Below are 24077 nucleotides of genomic sequence, written 5' to 3'. Positions count from 1 at the left end.
GAGCCAGCGCCAATCGGGCTGAACAAGGGATGAAAGCCGGCCGAAAGCTAGTGGGTTTCTGCCCAAAGGGAAAGAGAGGGCCGCAAGGTGCCTGCTCGGGAAAGAAGAAAAGGCGCCCCAACGGGGCAGCCTTTTTCGTTGGAGCGACTAGAGCTTTTCGATGCACACGGAGGTTGTGCCCCGGTTGCGGAAACCCAGCTTGTTGGCGGCGCCCTTGGAAAGATCGATGATCCGCTTGCCGTGGAATGGACCGCGATCATTGATCGTCACCTGGATGGTCTTGCCCGTGCGCTGGTCAGTCACCCGCAATTTGGTGCCGAAGGGGAGCGAGCGGTGCGCCGCGGTCATGGCATCTTGGTTGAAGATTTGTCCCGATGCCGCGCGCTTGCCGTTAAAGCCCGGACCGTACCAGGAGGCGCCGCCACATTGGGCGTAGGCGGCCGAGGAAAAGCACAGGGCGGAAGCAGCAACGGCCAGGGTTAACAGAGTCTTTTTAAACAAGCGTCCAGTCTCACTTCAATTGATGTGAGCAGACGATACCCGGCGGGCCGGGGCCAGAATGTGGACTAATTTACCAAAATGCGTTTTCAGGCGGAACCAATGCCGGCAAGGGGCGTTACGCCGCCCCGATTTGCTGGAATGTCGCGGTAAGTTCCTTGGCGTAGCTAGAATGAGGTTCTAGTTCAAAGCGCCTGGTCGCCGCGGATGCAGCTGAATCGCGCAAACGCGGGATTGTGTTTGCGTGGTGCTGCACATCAGCCACACCAACCCTACAAGGGCAATAAACGACCGTACTGTCTGTTAGTTCCGGGGAAACCACAGGAAATTGCGGCGATGTTGCCGACAATGCGGCGGCTTCGTGGCGCTCGTATTCTGATATTTGACCAATTGATAAAAGATTGGGGTCGCGCTAGCCTCCTCAAGAAGACTGCAGCAGGGGAGGAGAAACCATGCCGGACGGTGTTCTCAAGGAGGGCATTGCGCCCGCACGGCTCGAACCGGCGCAGTACCGCGCCAATTTCGCCGAACTGCATCCCCCTCTCGACAAGCACGAAGCCTTTGTGGAAGCCGATCGCTGCTACTTCTGCTTTGATGCGCCCTGCATGAATGCTTGCCCCACCAGCATCGATATTCCGCTCTTTATTCGCGAGATCGCGACGGACAATCCGCTGGGGGCAGCCAAGACGATCTTCGAGCAGAATATCTTGGGGGGCATGTGCGCCCGGGTCTGCCCCACCGAGCAGCTCTGCGAGGAAGCCTGCGTACGCGAGGAGGCCGAGGGCAAGCCGGTGCGGATCGGGCTGCTGCAGCGCTATGCCACCGATATCGCGATGAGCGAAAACCGGCAGTTCTTCACCCGCGCGCCCGCCACCGGCAAGAGTGTGGCGGTGATCGGCGCGGGGCCGGCGGGACTGGCCGCCGCGCATCGCCTCGCCACCAAGGGCCATGCCGTGGTGATGTTTGATGCCCGCCCCAAGCCTGGCGGGCTCAATGAATATGGCATCGCCTCCTACAAGGCGACCGACAGCTTCGCCCAGGACGAGGTGGACTATGTTACCGCCATTGGCGGCATCGAGATCGTCAATGGCCAGGTGCTTGGGCGCGACCTCACGCTGGAGCGGCTGTGCGAAACCTATGATGCGGTGTTTCTCGGCATTGGTCTGGGGGGCGTCAATGCGCTGCGGGCCGAAAACGAGAATGTGGCCGGCGTCAGCGATGCGGTGGATTTTATCGCCGATCTGCGCCAGGCCGAGGATTTGTCCCGCCTGCCCATCGGGCGGCGGGTGGTGGTGATCGGCGGCGGCATGACGGCGATCGATGCGGCGGTGCAGGCCAAGCTCCTGGGCGCCGAAGAGGTCACGATGGTCTATCGCCGTGGCAAGGAACACATGAACGCGTCGGAATGGGAGCAGGACCTCGCCGCCTCCAAGGGCGTTACTATCCGCCACTGGCTGGCGCCCAAGCGGGTGCTGACCGATGGCCGCAAGGCCATTGGGCTGGAACTGGCCTATACCGCGCTGGTGGATGGCCGGCTGACGGAAACCGGCGAAACCACCACCATTGCGGGCGACCAGATTTTCAAGGCCATCGGGCAAACGCTCGCCATCGAGGGCGGCGGGCCGATCCTGGCGGGCGGCAAGATCGAAGTGGATGCCGAGGGGCGCACCTCCATGCCCAAGGTCTGGGCGGGCGGCGATTGCGCCGCGGGTGGCGATGATCTGACGGTGACGGCCGTGGCCGAAGGGCGCGATGCCGCCGAAAGCATGCACATCTTCCTTATGGGAGGCAGCAATGGCTGACCTGCGCAACAATTTCGTTGGCATCAAGTCGCCCAACCCGTTCTGGCTCGCGTCCGCGCCGCCCACCGACAAGGCCTATAATGTCGAGCGCGCCTTTCGCGCCGGCTGGGGTGGCGTGGTCTGGAAGACGCTGGGCGAAGAGGGCCCGCCCGTTGTCAATGTGAACGGGCCGCGCTATGGCGCGATCTGGGGCGCCGACCGGCGGCTCTTGGGGCTCAACAATATCGAGCTCATCACCGACCGGCAGCTGCAGATCAACCTGCAGGAAATGAAGCAGATCAAGATGGCCTGGCCCGACCGGGCGCTGGTGGCATCGATCATGGTGCCCTGCGTCGAGGAGGCCTGGAAAGCCATCCTGCCGCTGGTGGAGGAAACCGGCGCCGATGGCATCGAGCTCAATTTCGGCTGTCCTCATGGCATGAGCGAGCGCGGCATGGGCGCCGCCGTCGGGCAGGTGCCTGAATATATCGAAATGGTTGTGCGCTGGTGCAAGCAATATACCCGCATGCCGGTGATCACCAAGCTCACCCCCAATGTCACCGATATCCGCAAACCCGCCCGCGCCGCCAAGGCGGGCGGCACTGATGCGGTGTCGCTCATCAACACCATCAACTCCATTGTTTCGGTTGATCTCGACCTCTTCGCGCCCACCCCGACCGTGGGCGGCAAGGGCACCCATGGCGGCTATTGCGGCCCGGCGGTCAAACCCATCGCCCTCCATATGGTCGCCGATATTGCCCGCGATCCCGAAACCTATGGCCTGCCCATCTCCGGCATTGGAGGAGTGACCACCTGGCGCGATGCGGCCGAGTTCATGGCGCTGGGCGCGGGCAATGTGCAGGTCTGCACCGCCGCCATGACCTATGGCTTCAAGATCGTCGAGGAAATGATCTCGGGGCTCAGCCAGTGGATGGACGAGAAGGGCCATGCCGATCTCGAAGCCTTTACCGGCCGCGCCGTGCGCAATGTCACCGATTGGCAGTATCTGGATCTCGAATATATCGCCAAGGCCAAGATCGACCAGGATCTGTGCATCAAATGCGGGCGCTGCCACATCGCCTGCGAGGACACCTCGCACCAGGCCATCACCAAGGAAAAGGATGGTCGGCGCTATTTCGAGGTCAAGAACGAGGAATGCGTGGGCTGCAATCTGTGCGTCAATGTCTGCCCGGTGGAAGACTGCATCACGATGGAAGCCCTGCCGGTCGGCTCGGTGGATGAGCGCACCGGCCGCGTCGTGACCGGGCGTTATGCCAACTGGACCACCCACCCCAACAATCCCAGCGCGGCGCAAACGCCGATGGGCGACATCTCGGTGGTTGAGCCGGCACAATAGCGCCCTCCCTTCAGCCAAGCACTGGTCAGCGCCCCGCAGCACGGCACTCGCTTGCGGTTAGGCGCTGATGATGCTCGTCCAGCGAGCGCAGGGGTGCGCCTACTGCTAGCCGCTGACGCCAAATCCAACTCGCAAGAACGTTTAAACCTGCGGAAGGCTCAGACTGCCTCAGGTTAGCGGCGGGCAACGGGATGAGCGTCCGAGCCTTTCCCCCGCCGAACCCTAACGGAGATCAACCATGTTCTACACTGACGGAAAGCTGCAATATCCGGTCCGCGTTGAAACGCCCGATCCACTATTCGCCCGCGCGCTGCAGCAGGCAATCGGCGGCGTGGAAGGCGAAATCCGCGTTTGCATGCAGTATTTCTTCCAGGCCATGGGTGCCCGCGGTAACCCGAAATTCCGTGACCTGTTGCTCAACACCGCCACCGAAGAGCTGGGCCATATCGAGATGCTCGCCACCGCCGTGGCCATGAATCTTGAGGGCGCACCAGTCGGCATCAGGGACGAAGTGGCCAAGGACCCGATCGCCAGCGCCGTGCTGGGTGGCATGAACCTCAAGAACTTCCTGTCCGCCGGGCTTTCGGCCATGCCGGTCGATTCCGACGGCGTCCCGTTCGACATGTCCCACATCTATGCCAGCGGCAACATCGCTGCCGACATGACCGCCAATGTCATGGCCGAGTCCACCGGCCGCGTACTGGCCGTCCGGCTCTACAACATGACCAGCGATCCCGGCATGAAGGACATGCTCCAGTTCCTGATCGCCCGCGATACCATGCACCAGAACCAGTGGATGGCCGCGATCGAGGAGCTGGGCGGCGACAAGGGCGTGTTCCCGATCCCCAACAGCCATCCGCAGGCCGAGGAAAAGACCGAATTCGCCTATGGCTTCTTTAGCCATACGCTCGACAAGCAGCCCCCTGAAGGCCGCTGGTCCAAGGGTCCTTCCATCGACGGCAAGGGCGAATTCAGCATTGTGGTCAGCGAGCCCCTGGGGCAGGTCCCCAATCTCGGGCCAGCCCGTCCCAAAGGCGGCGCTCAAAAAGAACAGATGTAAGCCAAGCGGCTTGCACGATTCCTGTGGGGCTGGCTTGTGCCAGCCCCATTTCTTTATGTCAGCCGAGCAGTGGCATCAGCCGGACCCGGGCAGGATTAGCGCTCACTTGCTCCACAATGCCGTGGGCCAGGAGGCGCCGCATCAGCCCCTTGCCACCGCTTAGGCGCTTAAAGAGTTGCGGGTTAGCCTGGGCGAGCCTCGAGCCAATGTGGCCCGGATCGGCCCGGCCCGTGGCGTTGTCGCTCAGCGCCCGCACAAGATCTTCCAGCTCGTCCCGCTCAGCTGCAGAAAGCGCGGCCAGCCCCTTGGCACCGGGAGGAGCTGCCGGTTTCTGGGGCGCGGGAGCGGACTTGCTGGTTGTGGGCGCCGAGGAAATAACGATCGCCTTGGCCAGCAGGGCGCTGGCGCAATCCGCCTCGGGCAAACAGGTGAACCCGGTGCAGCCGGCGCGAAAGGCTTGCGGCGCCTTTGCCGTCCCGAAGCCCAGTACGTCCAGCCCCATGTCGCGCAGATGCAGCGCCAAGGGAGTGAAGTCGCGGTCATTGCTGACCAGAGCAATGGTATCGACTTGCCCACGATGCGCCAGGTTCATCGCCTCGATGGCAAGGCGGATATCGGCGGAGTTCTTGCCCTTGCCCAAGCTTGGTTGCAGCACCAGCATCAAGCCGTGCGTGCTGGCTTCGGCCCGCCACGGCCCGAGCGTCGGCTCGGCGAAATCACCCACGGCCTTGGCAGTGGTCACCTGGCCGCGCTGCGCCAGTTGCGAGAGCACGGGCTCAATGCAGCCTGCTCCGATGTTTTCCGCATCAAACAGCACAGCGATCTGCCGCATGATAGTCCCCCCGCCCCGGCCGCAGGCTAGCGCAGGGGCTCTCTCCAGAGCCTCTCCAAATTGCCTGCAATTGCGCGGATCAGGCGCCGCTGCGGCGGGGGGTGAGGCCGTGCATGAACAGGTGCTCGAGAAAGCGCGCGGCGTCCTCGAAGCGCCCTTCGCCGCCGCGGGCGGGCCCGAGGACGGCGCGCACCTGCACGTCGAAATCGGCGTAATGCTGGGTGGTCGCCCAGATCGAAAAGATCAGGTGATAGGGGTCGGTGCGCGCGAGCTTGCCCTGGTCCATCCAGCTCAGCAGCACCTGGGCTTTTTCGTCGACGAGGTTCTTGAGATCGACCTCGATCATCTCGATGATCCGCGGCGCGCCCTGCAGCATCTCATTGGCAAAGAGCCGGCTTTCGCGCGGGAAGTCACGCGCCATTTCGAGCTTGCGCCGGATATAGGAGCGGATCTCGGGGAAGGGATCGCCCGCCGCATCCATCTCGCGCAGGGGCGCGAGCCAAGTCTGCAACAGCGCCGCAATCAGGCGGCGATGGATCTCTTCCTTGCGCGGGAAGTAATAGAGCAGGTTCGGCTTGCTCATCCCCGCAACCTCGGCGATCTGGTCGATCGTGGCCCCGCGAAAGCCATGCAGCGAGAACACATCCAGCGCGGCTTCCAGGATAATGTCGTGCTTTTCACGCTGGATCCGCGTCAGCGGCCGGCTGGGCTTGGCGCCTGGGCCGGCTGCCGCGATCTGCCCATCGGCACCAGCGGCGGCCGCAAGATTTTTAGCATCGGGGGGCGGCATTTTGGCCTTGCGGGAAGTTCTGGGAGTGCTAACGTTTTTCCATATGGTCAAAATTCTTGGGTTCGCCGGGCCACGTCAAGAGCCAAAAGCGCGCACCGAGTTGGTTCTTGGAGGAGTTAGCCGTGGCGTCAACGTCCAGCAGCAGAGCGCCCAATGATCTGAGTGCCTTCTGGATGCCGTTTACCGCCAACCGGCAATTCAAGAAAGCGCCCCGCATGCTCGTTGGGGCCAAGGACATGCACTACACCACCGCCGATGGCCGCCAGATTCTCGATGGCACGGCCGGGCTCTGGTGCGTCAATGCCGGTCATGCCCGGCCACGCATCGTGGAAGCGATCGGCAACCAGGCGGCCGAACTCGATTATGCGCCCGCCTTCCAGATGGGGCATCCCAAGGCGTTCGAGCTGGCGAGCCGCCTCGTCGACCTCGCGCCCGAAGGGCTCGACCATGTGCTCTACACCAATTCGGGTTCTGAATCGGTGGAAACCGCCCTCAAAGTGGCTCTGGCCTACCACCGCGTGCGCGGCGAAGGCAGCCGCACCCGCTTGATCGGTCGCGAGCGGGGCTATCACGGCGTCAATTTCGGCGGCATCTCGGTGGGCGGCATCGTCACCAACCGCAAGATGTTCGGCACGCTGCTGGCGGGGGTCGATCACCTGCCCCACACCCATAACCTGCAGAAAAATGCCTTCAGCAATGGCTTGCCCCCGCATGGCATGGAACTGGCCGACGAGCTCGAGCGCATCGTGGCCCTCCATGATGCCTCCACCATTGCGGCGGTGATCGTTGAGCCGGTGGCGGGCTCGACCGGCGTCTTGATCCCGCCCGCCGGCTATCTGCAGCGCCTGCGCGAGATCACGAAGAAGCACGGCATCCTGCTGATCTTTGACGAGGTGATCACTGGTTACGGACGGCTGGGCACGCCCTTCGCGGCCGATTATTTCGGGGTGACGCCCGATATCATGGTCACGGCCAAGGGCCTCACCAATGGCGTTATTCCGATGGGCGCGGTGCTGGTTTCCGCCGAAATCCACGACGCCTTCATGGCCGGGCCGGAAAACGCCATCGAGCTGTTCCATGGCTATACCTATTCGGGCAATCCCATCGCCTGCGCCGCCGCGCTCGCCACGCTGGAAACTTACCGGGAAGAAGGGCTGCTGACGCGCGGGGCGGAACTGGCCCCCTATTTCGCCGAGGCGCTGCATTCGCTGCGCGGCGAGCCGCATGTGATCGATATCCGCAATATCGGACTGGTTGGCGCCGTCGAGCTCGAGCCCATCGCCGGCAGTCCGACCAAGCGGGCCTTCTCGGCCTTTATCAAGGCATTCGAAAGCGGCTATCTGATCCGCACCACTGGGGACATCATTGCGCTGAGCCCACCCCTCATCATTTCGCGCGACCAGATCGACGAACTGGTGGATGGATTGCGCACAGTTTTGCGGAGCATCGAATAATGCGGCTGATCGAAAACGCCGTAGCAGGCAAGCGCTACATTTCCAGCGGCCGGCGTGTGCCGGTGTTCAATCCGGCCACGGGCGAACAATCGGCCGAACTGCCGCTGTCGACGCCTGCCGAGCTCGACGCCGCGGTGCAGGCTGCAAAGGCCGCGCAGCCCGTTTGGGGCAATACCCCGCCCATGAAGCGGGCGCGCATCATGTTCCGCTACAAGGCCCTGCTCGACCAGCATGCCGATGAGCTGGCGCGCGAAATTTCGCGTGAGCACGGCAAGGTGCATGACGATGCGCTGGGGGAAGTGGCGCGCGGCATTGATTGCGTCGAATTTGCCTGCGGCATTCCCCAACTGCTCAAGGGCGAGTTCTCGCGCAATGTGGGCCCGGCGATCGACTCCTATTCCGAGCGCCAGCCGCTCGGCGTCGTGGCGGGCATCACCCCGTTCAACTTCCCTGCAATGGTGCCGATGTGGATGTATCCAGCGGCCATTGCCTGCGGCAACACCTTTATCCTCAAGCCCTCCGAGCGCGATCCTTCGGCCTCGATGCTGGCCTGGAACCTCTTTATGGATGCGGGTCTGCCTGAAGGGGTGTTCAACATCGTTCATGGCGACAAGGAAATCGTCGACGCCATTCTCGACCATCCCGACATCAAGGCGGTGAGCTTTGTCGGCTCCACCCCGATCGCCGAATATGTGTATCGCCGCGGTACGGCCGCGGGCAAGCGCATGCAGGCGCTGGGCGGGGCCAAGAACCACATGGTGGTGATGCCCGATGCCGATCTCGACCAGGCGGCCGATGCGCTGATGGGCGCCGGTTACGGCTCGGCCGGCGAGCGCTGCATGGCCGTTTCGGTGGCGGTGCCCGTGGGCAGGGAAACTGGCGACGCGCTGATTGCCAAGCTCAAGCCGCGCGTCGAAGCGCTCAAGATCGGCCCGGCAACCGACCCCGATGCGCAGATGGGCCCGGTGGTGACCAAAGCCCATCGCGACAAGATCATCGGCTATATCGACTCTGGCGTCGAGCAGGGCGCCGAGCTCGTGGTCGATGGGCGCAACTTCTCGCTCCAGGGCTATGAAGGCGGCTATTATGTCGGCGGAACCTTGTTCGACAATGTGACCCGCGACATGACTATCTACAAGGAAGAGATCTTCGGGCCGGTGCTCTCGGTGGTGCGGGCGGCGGACTATGCCGAGGCCGTCGATCTGATCAACAGCCACGAATTTGGCAATGGCACCGCGATCTTCACCCGCGATGGCGATGCGGCGCGCGAATTTGCCGACAAGATCGAGGTGGGCATGGTCGGCGTCAATGTGCCAATCCCGGTGCCGGTCGCCTATCATAGCTTTGGTGGCTGGAAGCGCTCGCTCTTTGGCGACCATGCCATTTACGGTCCAGAAGGCGTTCACTTCTATACCCGCCTCAAGACCGTCACCACCCGCTGGCCCGCCGGCATCAAGGGTGGCGCCGAGTTCTCCTTCCCCAGCGTTAAATAAGGAACACAACCGCATGCCGTCCCCCGGAGAAAACCTGCGCATTAATGGTGACCGGCTTTGGGACAGCCTGATGGACATGGCCAAGATCGGCCCGGGCGTGGCCGGCGGCAATAACCGGCAAACCCTGACCGACGAAGATGGAGAAGGGCGGCACCTCTTTGCGCGCTGGTGCGAAGCGGCGGGGCTCACCCTCGGCGTTGACCAGATGGGCAATATGTTTGCCACCCGCCCCGGCACCGATCCCGCGGCGCTGCCGGTTTACATCGGTTCGCACCTCGATACCCAGCCCACCGGCGGCAAGTTCGATGGCGTGCTCGGCGTTCTGGCCGGGCTCGAAGTGGTGCGCTCGCTCAACGACCTCAACATCGCCACCCGCCACCCCATCGTCGTGACGAACTGGGCTAATGAGGAAGGGGCGCGCTTTGCTCCGGCCATGCTGGGTTCGGGCGTGTTTGCCGGCATCCATAGGCTCGACTATGCCTATGCGCGGCGGGATGGCGAGGGCAAGAGCTATGGCGAGGAGCTCAAGCGCATCGGCTGGTTGGGCGACGAAGAGGTAGGCGCGCGCCCCATGCACGCCTATTTCGAATATCACATCGAACAGGGCCCGATCCTTGAGGCCCAGAACAAGCAGATCGGGGTCGTCACCCATTGCCAGGGCCTGTGGTGGCTCGAATTCACGCTGACGGGCAAGGAAGCCCATACCGGCTCGACCCCGATGAATATGCGCGTCAATGCCGGGCTGGCGATGGCACGGATCATCGAGATGGTGCAGGCCGTCGCCATGGACAACCTGCCGGGCGCGGTGGCCGGCGTCGGCCAGGCCCGGTTCTTCCCCAATTCACGCAATGTTCTGCCCGGCAAGGTGGTGTTCACGGTTGATTTGCGCTCGCCGGATCAGGCCAAGCTCGACGCCATGCGGCGCCGGATCGAGGAAGAGGCCGCCAGCATTGCCGCCGCGCTCGGCGTGGGTTGCAGTGTCGAGGATGTCGGCCACTTCGATCCCGTCACCTTCGCGCCCGAACTGGTAGACCGCGTGCGCAGCGCTGCCGAAAAATTGGGCTATTCGCACATGCCCCTCATCTCGGGCGCCGGCCATGATGCCTGCTGGGCGGCCAAACTAGCGCCCACAACCATGATCATGTGCCCTTGTGTTGATGGCATCAGCCACAACGAGGCCGAGGAAATCAGCCCGGACTGGGCCGCCGCTGGCGCCGATGTGTTGTTCCACGCCGTGCTCGAAACCGCGGAGATCGCGGACTGAGACATGGCATAGCGATTGCATAGAATGGAAAAGATCGTGCAGGGGGGATGTGACGATGAGCATAGTCATCAAGAACGGGACGGTGGTTACCGCTGACCTGACCTATAAGGCCGATGTGCTGATCGAAGGCGAGCGCATCATCGAGATCGGCGCCGATCTCGATAGCGACGAAGTGCTCGATGCCACTGGCTGCTATGTGATGCCGGGCGGCATCGATCCGCATACCCATCTCGAAATGCCCTTCATGGGCACCTATTCCGCCGACGATTTTGAAAGTGGCACGCGCGCCGCCCTTGCCGGTGGGACAACCACCGTCGTGGATTTCTGCCTCCCGAGCCCCGGCCAGTCCCTGCTTGAAGCGCTGCAGATGTGGGACAACAAGACCGGCAAGGCCTCGACAGACTTTGCCTTTCACATGGCCATCACCTGGTGGGACGAGCAGGTCTGGCGCGAAATGGCTGAGGTGGTGGATCGCGGCATCACCTCCTTCAAGCATTTCATGGCCTATAAGGGCTCGCTGATGGTCAATGACGACGAGATGTTCTCATCGTTCAGCCGTTGCGCCGAGCTCGGGGCCTTGCCGCTGGTCCATGCGGAAAATGGCGATGTCGTCGCCGCCATGACCCAGAAGCTGCTCAATGCCGGCAATAACGGCCCCGAGGCCCATGCCTATTCGCGCCCCCCCGAAGTGGAGGGGGAAGCGACCAACCGGGCCATCATGCTGGCCGATATGGCGGGCGTGCCGCTTTATGTGGTCCATGTCTCGTGCGAGCAGGCCCATGAAGCCATCCGCCGCGCGCGCCAAAAGGGTATGCGGGTTTATGGCGAGCCGCTGGTGCAGCACCTGACGCTCGATGAAAGCGAATACGCGAACCCCGATTGGGACCATGCCGCGCGCCGGGTGATGTCGCCTCCGTTCCGCAACAAGCAGCACCAGGATTCCCTTTGGGCTGGCCTGCAATCCGGCTCGCTGTCGGCCGTGGCGACCGATCACTGCGCCTTCACCACGGCCCAGAAGCGCACCGGCATCGGCAATTTCAGCAAGATCCCCAATGGCACGGGAGGCCTCGAAGATCGCCTGCCGGTATTGTGGACGGCCGGGGTCAATACCGGGCGCCTGACCATGAATGAATTTGTAGCGGTGACCTCGACCAACATCGCCAAGATCCTCAACATGTATCCCAAAAAGGGTGCGGTGCTGCCCGGCGCCGATGCGGACCTGGTGGTCTGGGACCCCAAGCGAAGCAAGACCATATCGGCCCAACGCCAGCAATCGGTGATCGACTACAATGTGTTCGAGGGCTTTGAAGTCACCGGGCTGCCCCGCTTTGTCTTGAGCCGGGGCAAGGTGTCCATCAGCGAAGACGAGGTGCGGGCCGAGCCGGGTCACGGCAAGTTTGTGCCGCGCGAGGCCAAGAACCCGGTCAGCCGCGCCCTGTCGCAATGGAAGGATCTCGTGGCACCGCGCCGCGTCGAGCGCTCCGGCATTCCCGCGAGCGGCGTCTAGCCATGACGTCAATGCTCGTCAAACTTATTCGCTCCAAGCACTAGAGGGCCAACTCTTGTCCGTGTTGTCTGCTGCACCCGCCATTTCTTCTCCCACGGCTTTGCAGTCGGCACCCGTTGTCTCAGCGCGTGGCCTGGGGCTGATGTTCAAGACCAATGATGGTCCGGTCCATGCCCTATCCAATGTCGATCTCGATATCGGCAAAGGCGATTTCGTATCCTTTATCGGCCCGTCGGGCTGCGGCAAGACGACGTTTCTGCGCACCATTGCCGATCTGGAACAGCCGACATCAGGCACGCTCACCATCAATGGGCAAACGCCCGCAGAGGCGCGCAAGAGCCGGGCCTATGGCTATGTGTTCCAGGCCCCCGCGCTCTACCCCTGGCGCACCATCGAAAAGAACGTCGCCCTGCCGCTCGAGATCATGGGCTATTCCGCGGCTCAGCAGCGCGAGCGCATCACCCGCACGCTTGAGCTCGTGAACCTGACCGGCTTTGCCGGCAAATTCCCCTGGCAGTTGTCGGGCGGCATGCAGCAGCGCGCCTCGATCGCCCGGGCGCTGGCCTTCGACGCTGACCTCTTGCTGATGGACGAGCCCTTTGGCGCGCTCGACGAAATCGTACGCGACCACCTCAATTCCGAACTGCTCAAGCTTTGGCAACGCACCGGCAAGACCATCTGCTTTGTCACCCACTCCATCCCCGAGGCGGTGTACCTGTCGACCCGGATCGTCGTGATGTCGCCCCGCCCCGGGCGGGTCACCGAGGTGATCGACTCAACGCTCCCCCGCGAGCGCCCGCTCGACATCCGCGAAAGCCCCGAGTTTCTGCAGATCGCCGCGCGGGTGCGCGACGGTCTGCGCGCCGGCCACTCCTATGACGAGGTCATGGTCTGATGGGGCGCCTGCAGCGAGCTTTGCCCGTTCTGGCTGTGCTGCTGATGCTTATCCTCGCCTGGTATGGCGCTGCCATCGCGATGAATGCGGCCTGGCAAAACGATGTGAACCGGCGCGCCGGCATCGAGAATGTACCGGCAACCGAGTTTGTCCTGGCAACCTGGAACCAGGAAAAGCCGGTTCTGCCCGCGCCGCATCAGGTGGTGGGTGAATTGTGGAACTCGACAGCTTTGGTGGCGCCCAACAAGCCGCGCAGCCTGCTGTTTCATGCCTGGGTGACCTTTTCAGCGACGGCGCTGGGCTTTGTGATGGGGAGCCTGCTTGGTATCGCGCTAGCCATCGCCATTGTCCATAGCGAGGCGACCAGCCGCTCGCTGATGCCCTGGATCGTAGCGAGCCAGACCATCCCCATTCTGGCGCTGGCACCGCTGATCGTGGTCATTGGCTTTAACATCTTCACCGGCAGCCTGGGCCTGCCGACCGATCCGGCGCGGCTGCTGTCCAAGGCCATCATCTCGGCCTATCTGAGCTTTTTCCCGGTGACCGTGGGCATGGTCAAAGGGCTGCGCTCCCCCGAAACCATCCCGCTCGACCTGATGCGCACCTACCATGCCTCGCGCGCGCAAACCTTTTGGAAGCTGCGCTGGCCCGCAGCGGTGCCGTTCCTGTTTGCCTCGCTCAAGGTGGGCGTGGCCGCGAGCCTTGTCGGGGCCATCGTGGGCGAATTGCCGACCGGAGCGGTGGCGGGGCTCGGGGCACGCCTTCTCGCCGGATCCTATTACAGCCAGACCGTCCAGATCTGGGCGGCGCTCGTCGCCGCGTCGATCCTGGCGGCGCTGTTGATCCTCCTTGTCGGCTGGGTCGAGGCGCTGGTCGCCCGCCGCATGGGGGTGCGCGCGTCATGAGCCAGTTCCAGCTATACCTCGCCATCCTTGCGAGCGGGCTTTGCGCGGCAGCGCTGGGCCTGACGCTTCTGAGCGGGGTCGAGCCGACGCTGCTGCTGCACGGGTTCCTGGTGTTGGGCGCCCTGTCGCTGTTGCGGCTGTGGCTGCATGCGGGGCTGTGGCTCGATGGGGCGCTCGCGGTCCTCGGCGCGGTCGCGGTGCTTGCGAGCCTGCAGCTTTACCCCGGGCCGCCCGCTTTCCTGTGGTTAGCGCTGGTCGCGACCTGGCTGTGGAGCTGGGTGTTTGTCGAGCGCTTGTCGGACCTGACGGCACCGAGCCTGGGGCAGAATGGCGGCCTGGGCTTGTTGATCCCGCTGACCTTTGGCCTCGCCATTCTCGTGACCTGGGAAGCGATCACGCGCGGCGCTGGTGTGCCGCAGGTGATCCTGCCGCCCCCCTCCCAGATCGGCAGCCGCATCGCCGCGAGCCTGCCGACGCTCTGGACCGATTTTCAGCAAACCTTTCTCAAAGCGGTGCTGGCCGGCTACGCCATTGGCTGTGGGCTGGGCTTCTTGGTGGCCATCCTCATCGACCGCTCGCCTTTCCTCAAATCCGGGTTGTTGCCTCTGGGCAGTTTTGTTTCGGCGCTGCCCATCGTGGGGGTCGCGCCCATCATGGTGATGTGGTTCGGCTTTGACTGGCAGAGCAAGGCGGCCGTGGTCGTGATCATGACCTTCTTTCCCATGCTGGTGAACACCATTGCCGGGCTCAACGCCGCTTCGGCCATCGAGCGCGACCTGATGCGCACCTATGCCGCCAGCTACTGGCAGACGCTTGTCAAGCTGCGCCTGCCCGCAGCGGCCCCCTTCATCTTCAATGCGCTCAAGATCTGTTCGACGCTCGCGCTGATCGGCGCCATCGTCGCCGAATTTTTCGGCTCGCCTGTCGCGGGCATGGGGTTCCGGATTTCGGCCGAGATCGGCCGCATGAATGTCGACATGGTCTGGGCCGAGATCGCCATGGCGGCGCTCGCCGGCTCGGTTTTTTATGGGGTGGTCGCGCTGGTCGAGCGGGGGATCACGTTTTGGCATCCGTCCATGCGTCGTGCGTGAGGCGGCACAACAGGGGAAAGCAGCATGAACAAGTTCTTGGTCGGGGCTTTGGCAGGGGCCATTTCGCTCGCCTCCGCACATGCGGGATATGCGCAGGACAACAGCGTGACTCTCCAGCTCAAATGGGTCACCCAGGGTCAGTTCGCCGGCTATTATGTTGCGGCGGCAAAGGGCTTTTACGAGGAAGAAGGGCTTGATGTGGAGATCAAGCCCGGCGGCCCCGATATCGCCCCCGAACAGGTGATTGCCGGCGGCGGCGCCGATGTGATCACCACCTGGATGGCGGCGGGGCTCGCAGCGCGCGAGCGCGGCGTGCCGCTGGTCAACATCGCCCAGCCCTTTGCTTCCTCGGGCCTGCTGCTGACCTGCCGCAAGGATGCCGGGGTCGAGACCACCGCTGACTTTCCCGGCAAGACGCTGGGCGTCTGGTTCTTTGGCAATGAATATCCCTTCTACGCCTGGATGGCCAAGCTGGGCCTCGCCACCGATGGCAGCGAAGGTGGCGTCGAAGTGCTCCGCCAGGCCTTCAATGTCGATCCGCTGATCCAGAACCAGGCGGCCTGCATCTCCACCATGACCTATAACGAATTTGGCCAGGTGCTGCGGGCGGGCCTGACTGAGGACGATCTGACGGTCTTCAACTATCGCGACGAAGGCGTCGGCATGCTCGAGGATGGGCTCTATGTGCTCGAGGAAAACCTCGCGGATCCGGCTTTCGTCGAGAAGATGACCAAGTTCGTGCGCGCCTCGATGAAGGGCTGGGAATACGCCCGCGCCAACCCCGAAGAAGCCGCCCAGATCGTGGTCGACAACGACATGACGGGGTCGATGACCGTGGAAGACCAGCTCTACCAGGTCACCGAGGTCAACAAGCTGACTGAAGGCTCAACCGGCGCGCTCGATGAAGCCGCCTATCAGCAGACCGTTGATACGCTGCTTTCGGCCGTGTCGCCCGACAATCCGGCCATCACCAAAGCACCCGAAGGCGCATTCAGCCATGTCGTGACCGAGGGCTTGTAGTCCCTTCGCCAGATCGATTGAGAGGGGCGGGAGCAATCCCGCCCTTTTTCATGCCGGGATTTGCCGCTCTTTTGTGCGCTTTTGTACAAAATCTGGGCACTATCTGGAACGAAAAGCATTAGCTCACGGTTGAGTGATCATCGCGTCAAAAGCCTGAGGACTCCATCATGAACTCCATCATTTATCTCGTCGGTCTTGTTGTGGTCGTCCTGGCCATCCTGTCTTTTCTTGGCCTCAGCTAAGGGAAGCGGCAGCTTTCTTCCGTTTCCCCCCGCGAAAGGCTCATCATGACCATAGAATCTACTCTGGGTGTAACCCGCGTAGCCGCAACCGCTTCGGATGGCGACCAGTCCTCCTATGTTGACTGGCCCGCCATCATTGCAGGGATTGTGCTCGCTTCGGCAATTTCCGTCGTCTTCATCAGCTTCGGATCGGCAATTGGGCTGAACTTCCTCGACTTCAATGCACGCGAAGGCGCCTCGCCGATCTTCATCGCCATCGTGGCGGCCAGCTGGTTCTTGTGGGTGCAGGTATCGAGCTTCATGGCTGGCGGGTACCTCACCGGTCGTTTGCGCCGCCGCTATCACGACGCCACCGAGCACGAGAGTGATGTGCGCGATGGTGCCCATGGCCTGCTGGTTTGGGCCGGCGCCGTTGTGGTTGGCACTGTTCTGGCCGTGAGCGGCATTGGCGCTGCTGTAAATACAGCGGGTGCCGCACTTTCCACTGCAACCCAGGCTACCGCCAATGTGGCGGGCGGCGCAGCTGAAGCAGTTGATCCAAACGCATACTTCATCGACACTCTGTTCCGCTCGCAGCAGCCAACCAACCCCGAAGCCGCACGAGCCGAAGCGGGCCGCATCTTCGCGCAGGCCGCTTTGGGCGATGGTGCCGTGGTGGAAGAGGACCGCACCTACCTGGCCAATGTCGTTGCCGCCAATACCGGGCTGGCACCAGAAGAAGCCAATGCCCGCGTTGATCAGGTGATCGGCAATATCGAGCAGGCCCGTCAGGATGCGCTGGAAACCGCGCGTACCGCGCGCAATACCGGCATCCTTGGTGCATTCCTTTTGGCTGCATCGCTGCTGATTTCGGCTATCGGCGCCTTCTGGGCCGCCCAGAAGGGTGGCAATCACCGGGACGAGAACAGCGTGTTTGCTGAAGTGTTCCGCCGCTTCTAAGCGTCACTGGAAAGGAAAACATCATGTTGCGTGGTTTGGGTCTCTGGCTCCTCGGTGTGCCGATCTGGTTGATCATCATCATCGTACTCTTCTTGAACTAACAGAAAAGGGCGGGGAGCAATCCCCGCCCATTTTTGTGTTGTCTGCAAAGCGGAAAAGACTCAGGCCTGGATGGCCGCCGCCACGATCACGCGGGCGCCCGGGGAATTATCGGCGATTTCCATGGATCCACCGAGGCGCTGCACCAGGCTCGCCAACATGCGCGAGCCGAACCCCGTGCCTTCGGTCACCCCGCTATAACCGCGTCCGCTATCGGCAACGATCAGGCGAAGCATGTCACGGTGCTGCTGCAGGCTGATGAGCAGCGGGCCGGGTTCACCGCCATAGGCATATTTGGTGACATTGGTCACGAGCTCGTTCACGATGAGGCCGACACTAACCGCCCGATCGGTGCTGATCAGCATGGGGACAAGATCCAAGGTCACCTGTCGGCGCCAGCGCTCGTCCATGGATTTCAGCAACTCATCGACCAACTCGGTAAGATAGCGCGACAAGTCGATAATCTCGACACTGTCATCCTGGTAAAGGCGCCGGTGCGCCAGCCCGACCGCCGATAAGCGGCTCTCCGCCTGCGTCAGATGTGCGCGCACTTCTTCGCCAGCATTGCGCCCCTGCATGCGCAGGAAGGCGCCCACAAGCGCCAAACTGTTCTGGACGCGGTGATTGACCTCGCGCAACAAGAAATCCTTCTGGCGGATTAGGCTTTCATTCTCGTTGAGGGTCGTGGTCAGCTCGCGGTTAAGCTGCTTGATGCGACTGTTGTTGCGCGCCTCGGTCATCAAGCGAACAACGCGGGACGCGGACTCCGTCTGCGCCAATGTCCAGGGCCGTGAGCGGCCGCGCACGCTTTCGGACCATGCTTCGAATGAAGCGCGCGGCTTAAGCACCGCCCCCGGCTCGTGCGGTACGTCCTTGTGCGGGTTGCCGGCCCATTTGACAGTCTGCAACTGTTCGGCCCGGAACCACATCAGAATCGTGGGTACCTCGGTTGACATCGTGACGGCGAGGAGCCCGCTGGCACTCTCCTGAAACGCTGCTGCTGCGGCATAGTCCTTGCTCAGTTCACGGCTGGCGACCGGCTTGAGGGACCCGGGATGGCGCACATGTTCCGCCAGTTGGCGCACATCCGTTGGGTCGGGACAATTGCCGGCGCGAAACAGCTCGCCCCCCTGAACGGCGGCAAAGCCATCGGCTTGCAACAAAGCGGCGAGTTCTTCGCCGGATCGCGCAAAGAACTCTACTAGGGAGCTGTCCGTGCCGAGGCGGGCGAGGATGGCGTCTTCCTGCGCGCGCAGCGCAATCCGCTCGCGATACAACTCGCCCTCGTCACGCGTCTTGACCTGCCGGGCGAGACTGGTTGCCATGGCCTGACATGCGAGCCTTGTGGTCAGCGATAATTCGCGCGGTTGGTGGTGATGGCAGGCGATGAGCCCCCACAAAACGCCATCAACCACGATGGACATGGAGGCCGAAGCGCCCACCTCCATGTTCTTGAGGTACTGGATATGGATCGGCGACACACTGCGCAGCGTCGAGTCACTGAGATCAATCGACGTCAGGTCGCGGCTCGCGCTGACGATCGGCGCCGGCTCGTACTGCACATCGGCGATGACGCGAACCTTGTTGCGCACATAAAGCGCCCGCGCCTGGCGCGGGATGTCCGTGGCGGGGAAATGATGGTTCATGAAGCTGGAAGAGTGATCGCTGATGCTTTCGCCCAGCACCACGCCCGCCTCGTCATCGATGAAGCGGTAAACCATCACCCGGCTATAGCCGGTGAGCCGCTGGAAAATGCCCGCCGCTCGATTGGACAGGTCAGCCAAGGTGGTCGAGCGCTCCAAGGTGGCGCCCAGTGTCTCCAGCTGCGCCAGGAATTGCGCGTCCAGATCGGCGTTTTCGTCGGGGTCGGTGAGTTCAACCACCAGATGCCCACCACTACGATAAGCGACGCCATCACGCGCTCGTCCACCAAACTGCACGCGGCCAAGCACCAGCAAGCCGGAAGTCGGGATTTTGCCGGCAAGCGCTTGCACGTTGAGCCCCGTGAGCTCAGCTAACGGAAGCCCAAGGATTGGAGCAGAACCGTCGGGTCCGGCAAGGCCTTCAACAATGCCGGTATCGGCATCAGCAATCAGCATTGTGCCATAGGGCTGGATGGATCCGGGAATATGGATCGGCTCCAGGTCGCAATTGGTCAGGTCAACGGTCTTAGGCTCTGGCAAAGACAGGCTCCGAATGGATCGACAGAGCCAGTTGAAACACGGCCCCTGCGGCATGCAATGCTGCGGAATGGTCAAGCTCAGCAGTTCCGAGCAAAGCCACGAACCGCTTCCAGCGCCCCGGATCGTCCGTTTGCGCCGCCAGATGCCGTGCTCCGAAATGCTCGCTTAGTCCAAGCTGTTGTGCCCGCGCAAAAAGGATGCGCGCACCCACGCCCGAGCCCTCCAGCACATAAAGCGCCCCGAGCGCAGAAGCAAATCCCGAGGGAAGCTCGAGGATGGGGGCGCTTGGAAGATCAGCTTGCCTCAGATCCTTCAGGTCGGCGCGGAGAGGCCCCGCCAGTTCCTGCACCAACCATTCTGGCCGGCCTCGGACGGTAGGCTCCACCGCGGCGCGGAACCGGTAGGAGCGGATAACAAAGGCCCGATAATCGTCCAAGCTTTCGAATTGGCCCACAATATTGTCGAGGCGCGTATGCACGGCTTGAGTATGCGATCGCAGTGCGCTGCGCAGGCTAGTGTCGGCCAAACCGGTCAGTCTCCTACCGCTTCCGCTTGCTGCGCCAGGGCATGTGTGGCGCGGACGGGGTGCAATCCACTTTAGCAGCAAGTCACGCGGTTCAAAGCGCTGCGGCCGAAGGCAGACCTTCATATGTGCGCAGTTTGAGCGATAAGCGCATCCTGCCGCAAGTGGCACAGCACCCGCAAAGCAGAGAGCTGACTGGAGAGAGCTGAATTTGCGGTGACTGTGGCGCATCGGCGCCGCAATCACCTTGCTCTCGGGGATTAGCGGGGGGTGGGCCGGGCAGGATGCCGGCGACCATAACCCTGGCGGGATCGCACCAAGGCATAAGCCAAGGTCAACACCGCACCGGTAACCGCGACTTTGCGGATCAAGCCGGGCATGTTGTGGGCGACTTCAGATTTGATGCCCATTTCGGCCGGGATATTGGGCACCCGGCCGGCCAGCAGGTCGGCCGCTACGCCTTCAACCACGTTGATGCGGTCCGCTGCCAACAGGATCAGCCAATGACTCCATTTGCCCTCGCTAGCCTTGAACGCCTGACGCCGCAACGCCCCACTGACGCCGCTGGGCGGAGTAGAGGTGCCAAATACCGCGGTGCGCCGATTATGCTCGGTTGAACGGAGCACCTCGACAGTTTCTGGCTGCAAGGCTGGTCGTGGCCAATCCAGCCCACCCTTGCTGTCCTTGGAAATGTCGCGCATCGGATAGGTTGGATTGTTCGCCGGGTCGGCGTCGACCCCCCAACCGACCACCTGGGCCGGATCAATCCGCTGCTGGGCCGCCATGGCTTCAGGCGACATTGACTGAGGAAGGGACGAGGACGGGCTTGATGCAACCATCGAGCTTGGCAGAGAAGATGTGGTAGGCATCGGAGACCTCCTCGAGCGGCACTTTGTGAGTAATAAGGGCTTTGGGATTAATGCGGCCGGCCTGCACATGCTCGATCAGCCGGGGCAGAAGGCGCTTCACCGAAGCCTGGTTGGCGCGAATGGTGATGCCCTTGTTGACGACATTGCCGATCGGCACGAGATTGCCGGTCGGACCATAAACCCCGACAATTGAAACAATCCCGCCCTTTTTGACCGAGTTGATCGCCCAGTGCAGCGCGGTCGCGGCACCCGCTTCGAGCTTGAGCTTGGTGCCAAGCAGGGTGTGCAATGCACTTCCTGCTGCGTCTCCGCCCACCGCATCGATGCAGACGTCAGCGCCCAGCGAGTCAGTGATCTTCTTGAGGAAATAAACCGGATCTTCGATAGAGCGGAAATTGTAGACCTCGGCCGGGCCGTACTGGCGCGCGAAATCGAGCCGGTATTCGAGGTGGTCAATGACGATCACCCGTCCGGCCCCAAACAGCCACGCGCACCGGGCGGCCATGATGCCAACGGGGCCAGCCCCGAACACCACCACAGTATCGCCGCGCTGGATGCCGCCCATTTCGGCGGCCTGGTACCCGGTGGGCACCACGTCTGTCAGCAGGACTGCATCATCGAGATCCATGCCGGCGGGGATCTTGGTCGGCCCCACATCGGCATAGGGAACGCGCACATATTCGGCCTGTCCGCCATCATAGCCACCAGCGGTGTGGGAGTAGCCGAAGATGCCGCCCACGGCAGTCGCCTGGCTGTTAGACTCGTGGCAATTGCCAAACAGACCCTGCTGGCAGAAATGGCATTTGCCGCAGGCAATATTGAAGGGCACGATCAAATGGTCACCCACGGCGAGGTTGCGAACCTCCGAGCCGACCTCGACAACAATGCCGGTAAACTCATGCCCGAAGGTCATGCCGATCCGGGTGTCGGGCACCATGCCGTGGTAAAGATGCAGGTCCGAGCCGCAGATGCATGAGCGCGTCACCCGCACGATCGCATCTTCCGGATGGAGGATCTCGGGCATCGGCTTTTGCTCGGCCCGCACCCGATAGGGCCCTCGATAATCCATCGCCAGCATGCGCATCTCCTTGCAATAGCTTGGGTTGAATGCTGAGGATGCCTGCGGCGTTCCCCTTTCCCAGGGACCCGCTAACCTAGGTGCCGGTTCCCCTTGGTCGGCACCTTTCACTCAATCGTGTGCCTAGATCGAGGGGACAGCTCCCACGATGCGGAGGGACTGGCCTTCATAGCCATCGAGACCGATGAAGAGTTCGCCCGATTCCGGCAAATCCCCAAAGATCGTGCCATGTAACATGTCGATCACGGGTCCGGTCTGGGCATGCTCCAGGGTGATGGTTTCCTCGACCCGATCTGGCCCAAAATTGAGCGCAGTCACCTGCAGCCCGCGTTGATCGGGCAGTTCATGCACCATCACGAGCAGGCTGTTGTTCTGCACGTCTGGAATGGCGATCTGCTTGGCCGCGAAGAGACCATGCGCCTGGCGCACAGCCAGCAGGTGCTTGAGCTCGTTGGCGAAGGACTTTGGATCTTCCAGCTGCTGATTAAGTGGACCATAGAGCATACGCGCTCTGGGCAGGCCCGCGCTGGAGTGCTCGGCGCCCGGATTGACGTCGATCAGATCATAGGCGCCGCGCTCGATCCAACGGGTGTCGCCTTCGCTGGTGAGCTCACTGACCGATTCCACCGGAAGCGGCAGGGCGCCGACTAAATCCCATCCCGACAGGGCGAAAACGCCCGGCTGGTAGGCGTTGTACATGACCAGCAGCAGGTGGATGCGCTTGATCAGCTCCTTTTGCTCGGGCGTTATCGCACCGAGATCGCGGATGCCGAGCGCAGCGGTGATCACGCTAATAGTGGTGCAGGCGACGCCATTGGCCACAAAGCGCAGATTATAGGGTGCGGCTTCGCCCGTAAGCTTGAGGTAAAGGGTGTCGCGCAGATGCTCGCGCAGCAAGGACCCTGGCCAGGTCTGGCCTTCGAACACATAAGTGTCGTTGGCATGCTTGGTCCAGAAATGCACCAGTTCGAGCGTCAGCTCGTCATGGTTCTGCAGCGCGTGGATCAGCGAAGCTGGATCAATGCCAAATTCATGGACCGTGCGCAGCATCAGCCGCAGAAATTCCGTGCTGCCGGTCAGGACTGCGTGGTGGTAGGCGGGGCGGGTGATGAAGTCGTAGCTGAGATCAGCGCCTCCCTTTGACATTTCGGCGATGTCATCGACGGTCAGGTTGAGCTCCTGAAAGGAAAAGCCACCTGCTTTGCGCACCATGCCGGCAATGAGTTGGTTGCCAACAAGGGAAAGCGGATGGCCCTCGGACCAAGCCGTCTCGTTCTGCTGAACCTCCACACCAAGGAAGCCGTTCGCATCCAGCCGCAAGCCGCGCGCACCCAGAATATCGAGTGAATGCAGTGCGTCCCCGACAATCATTTGTGGGGCGGCAAAGGTTGGATCGAGCCAGTTGAGCGAAGGCTGGCCTTCCTTGAAATAGTGCAGATAAACCCAGCGCCGCGCTACGCCATCCACGCCCACGATCACGTCGGTGGCGCTCCAGTCGGTTTCCTTGACCCCTGGCTCGAAAAAGATCACGCGCCGGAGCTGGCCAACAATATAGCCCTTGCTCTTGAGTGCATCGACGCAGGAGGGGGACATATTGGCGGCGCGGCGACCCTCGGGAATATCGGGCAGCAGGTGCCAGTCTTCCTCGGGGATTTCCACCATGTGGTAGAGGCCGGGATAATCCCCATAGAACATTTCGGCCAAGCGGAAATCGGCGCCCTTGCCAGTATGGGCGGGGATGATGTCATCGATAACGATGGAATTGTAGGCGGCTGCCACCCGGCTCATGGCTACGAATTCGTCGAGCGTGCCAAATTGCGGATCGATCTCGAAGCTGATGCGGTCGAAATTGCCGTCGACGGTTGGCGTCTTGACGCCGTCCCGAATGCCGCCGGCTTCCTTCATCGGGCCGGTATGTACGCCTTGCACGCCGATGGCGGCGAGCGAGCGCCAAAGCTCGGGATCGCCAAGTGTAGCCAGTACGCTCTCGCCTTCGCGGGTGACGATCGCGGCGGGATAGGCGGTGAACCAGACCGAGGCCAGCGCCGAAGCCGCGCGTGGCCGCGCTTCTGCATATGGATTGCGCCAGAACCGCCCTTGACCAGCATAGCGGCTGGCAAGCTTGCGGGCATTGTTGAGCATGGACTGTTCTAAGAGCCAGTCGATGTATTGCGGATCCGGTTTGTCCATATCTGGC

20 protein-coding genes are annotated in these 24077 nt (G+C 62.4%); 12 read left to right on the top strand and 8 right to left on the bottom strand.

The window, feature by feature from the left end:
* Positions 1 to 147: 147 nt before the first annotated feature.
* Positions 148 to 501 carry a septal ring lytic transglycosylase RlpA family protein gene (locus tag AC3YMN_RS06450; RefSeq protein ID WP_127751591.1) on the bottom strand — a complete coding sequence of 118 codons (354 nt, stop codon included), beginning with the start codon at positions 499 to 501 and terminating at the stop codon, positions 148 to 150.
* Between the two features lie 449 nt (positions 502 to 950).
* Here AC3YMN_RS06450 and AC3YMN_RS06445 point away from each other — a divergent pair, with 449 nt between their 5' ends.
* The 3 genes from AC3YMN_RS06445 (at position 951) to AC3YMN_RS06435 (ending at position 4696) form a co-directional block, all read left to right on the top strand.
* The gene (locus tag AC3YMN_RS06445) at positions 951 to 2300 is read left to right on the top strand and encodes an NAD(P)-dependent oxidoreductase (protein WP_489889394.1); all 1350 of its coding nucleotides are present in this window, start codon (positions 951 to 953) and stop codon (positions 2298 to 2300) included.
* A complete protein-coding gene (preA, locus tag AC3YMN_RS06440) occupies positions 2293 to 3636 on the top strand; it encodes an NAD-dependent dihydropyrimidine dehydrogenase subunit PreA (protein WP_489889393.1) in 1344 nt (447 codons plus the stop codon). Before AC3YMN_RS06445 ends, preA begins: the two co-directional genes overlap by 8 nt.
* Positions 3637 to 3874: 238 nt before the next feature.
* Positions 3875 to 4696 (top strand): manganese catalase family protein, encoded by an 822-nt coding sequence (locus AC3YMN_RS06435; protein ID WP_489889392.1) that lies wholly within the window; start codon positions 3875 to 3877, stop codon positions 4694 to 4696.
* A 58-nt stretch (positions 4697 to 4754) separates the two neighbouring features.
* Here AC3YMN_RS06435 and AC3YMN_RS06430 read toward each other — a convergent pair whose 3' ends face one another.
* On the bottom strand, positions 4755 to 5528 hold the full coding sequence (locus tag AC3YMN_RS06430; protein WP_489889391.1) for an NYN domain-containing protein: 774 nt from the start codon (positions 5526 to 5528) through the stop codon (positions 4755 to 4757).
* Positions 5529 to 5607: 79 nt separating this feature from the next.
* A complete protein-coding gene (locus tag AC3YMN_RS06425; RefSeq protein ID WP_489889390.1) occupies positions 5608 to 6318 on the bottom strand; it encodes a TetR family transcriptional regulator C-terminal domain-containing protein in 711 nt (236 codons plus the stop codon).
* Between the two features lie 122 nt (positions 6319 to 6440).
* Between AC3YMN_RS06425 and aptA the strand changes: the two genes are divergently transcribed.
* The 9 genes from aptA (at position 6441) to AC3YMN_RS06380 (ending at position 17128) form a co-directional block, all read left to right on the top strand.
* Positions 6441 to 7772 carry an omega-aminotransferase AptA gene (gene aptA, locus AC3YMN_RS06420; RefSeq protein WP_489889389.1) on the top strand — a complete coding sequence of 444 codons (1332 nt, stop codon included), beginning with the start codon at positions 6441 to 6443 and terminating at the stop codon, positions 7770 to 7772.
* Entirely contained in the window at positions 7772 to 9265 is a 1494-nt protein-coding gene (locus AC3YMN_RS06415) for a CoA-acylating methylmalonate-semialdehyde dehydrogenase (protein ID WP_489889388.1), read from the top strand. The genes aptA and AC3YMN_RS06415 overlap by 1 nt, the downstream gene beginning before the upstream one ends.
* A gap of 13 nt (positions 9266 to 9278) precedes the next feature.
* Positions 9279 to 10529 (top strand): Zn-dependent hydrolase, encoded by a 1251-nt coding sequence (locus AC3YMN_RS06410; protein WP_489889387.1) that lies wholly within the window; start codon positions 9279 to 9281, stop codon positions 10527 to 10529.
* Between the two features lie 55 nt (positions 10530 to 10584).
* A complete protein-coding gene (hydA, locus tag AC3YMN_RS06405; protein ID WP_489889386.1) occupies positions 10585 to 12036 on the top strand; it encodes a dihydropyrimidinase in 1452 nt (483 codons plus the stop codon).
* A 142-nt stretch (positions 12037 to 12178) separates the two neighbouring features.
* Positions 12179 to 12931 carry an ABC transporter ATP-binding protein gene (locus AC3YMN_RS06400; RefSeq protein WP_489889385.1) on the top strand — a complete coding sequence of 251 codons (753 nt, stop codon included), beginning with the start codon at positions 12179 to 12181 and terminating at the stop codon, positions 12929 to 12931.
* Positions 12931 to 13836, top strand: coding sequence for an ABC transporter permease (locus tag AC3YMN_RS06395; protein ID WP_489889384.1), 906 nt, complete (start codon positions 12931 to 12933; stop codon positions 13834 to 13836). Before AC3YMN_RS06400 ends, AC3YMN_RS06395 begins: the two co-directional genes overlap by 1 nt.
* Positions 13833 to 14927, top strand: a complete 1095-nt coding sequence (locus tag AC3YMN_RS06390; RefSeq protein WP_489889383.1) for an ABC transporter permease — start codon at positions 13833 to 13835, stop codon at positions 14925 to 14927. The genes AC3YMN_RS06395 and AC3YMN_RS06390 overlap by 4 nt, the downstream gene beginning before the upstream one ends.
* A gap of 24 nt (positions 14928 to 14951) precedes the next feature.
* Positions 14952 to 15947: an ABC transporter substrate-binding protein gene (locus AC3YMN_RS06385; protein ID WP_489889382.1), complete on the top strand. Its 996-nt coding sequence runs from the start codon at positions 14952 to 14954 to the stop codon at positions 15945 to 15947.
* 287 nt (positions 15948 to 16234) lie between these two features.
* Positions 16235 to 17128: a hypothetical protein gene (locus AC3YMN_RS06380; protein WP_489889381.1), complete on the top strand. Its 894-nt coding sequence runs from the start codon at positions 16235 to 16237 to the stop codon at positions 17126 to 17128.
* A gap of 161 nt (positions 17129 to 17289) precedes the next feature.
* On the opposite strand, the gene AC3YMN_RS06375 is transcribed toward AC3YMN_RS06380, so the two are convergent.
* From AC3YMN_RS06375 to treS, 5 genes are all read right to left on the bottom strand, one after another.
* Positions 17290 to 19410 carry a histidine kinase dimerization/phosphoacceptor domain -containing protein gene (locus AC3YMN_RS06375; RefSeq protein ID WP_489889380.1) on the bottom strand — a complete coding sequence of 707 codons (2121 nt, stop codon included), beginning with the start codon at positions 19408 to 19410 and terminating at the stop codon, positions 17290 to 17292.
* Positions 19397 to 19936: a biliverdin-producing heme oxygenase gene (locus tag AC3YMN_RS06370; RefSeq protein ID WP_489889379.1), complete on the bottom strand. Its 540-nt coding sequence runs from the start codon at positions 19934 to 19936 to the stop codon at positions 19397 to 19399. The genes AC3YMN_RS06375 and AC3YMN_RS06370 overlap by 14 nt, the downstream gene beginning before the upstream one ends.
* 257 nt (positions 19937 to 20193) lie before the next feature.
* Positions 20194 to 20733, bottom strand: a complete 540-nt coding sequence (locus tag AC3YMN_RS06365; protein ID WP_489889378.1) for a hypothetical protein — start codon at positions 20731 to 20733, stop codon at positions 20194 to 20196.
* Positions 20723 to 21880 (bottom strand): zinc-dependent alcohol dehydrogenase, encoded by a 1158-nt coding sequence (locus AC3YMN_RS06360; RefSeq protein ID WP_489889377.1) that lies wholly within the window; start codon positions 21878 to 21880, stop codon positions 20723 to 20725. Before AC3YMN_RS06360 ends, AC3YMN_RS06365 begins: the two co-directional genes overlap by 11 nt.
* Positions 21881 to 22003: 123 nt before the next feature.
* Positions 22004 to 24070, bottom strand: a complete 2067-nt coding sequence (treS, locus tag AC3YMN_RS06355; protein ID WP_489889376.1) for a maltose alpha-D-glucosyltransferase — start codon at positions 24068 to 24070, stop codon at positions 22004 to 22006.
* Positions 24071 to 24077: the final 7 nt, after the last annotated feature.

This window comes from Devosia sp. Z11_6, from assembly GCF_058133665.1.
This window is presented reverse-complemented; position numbering and strand designations above follow the sequence as displayed.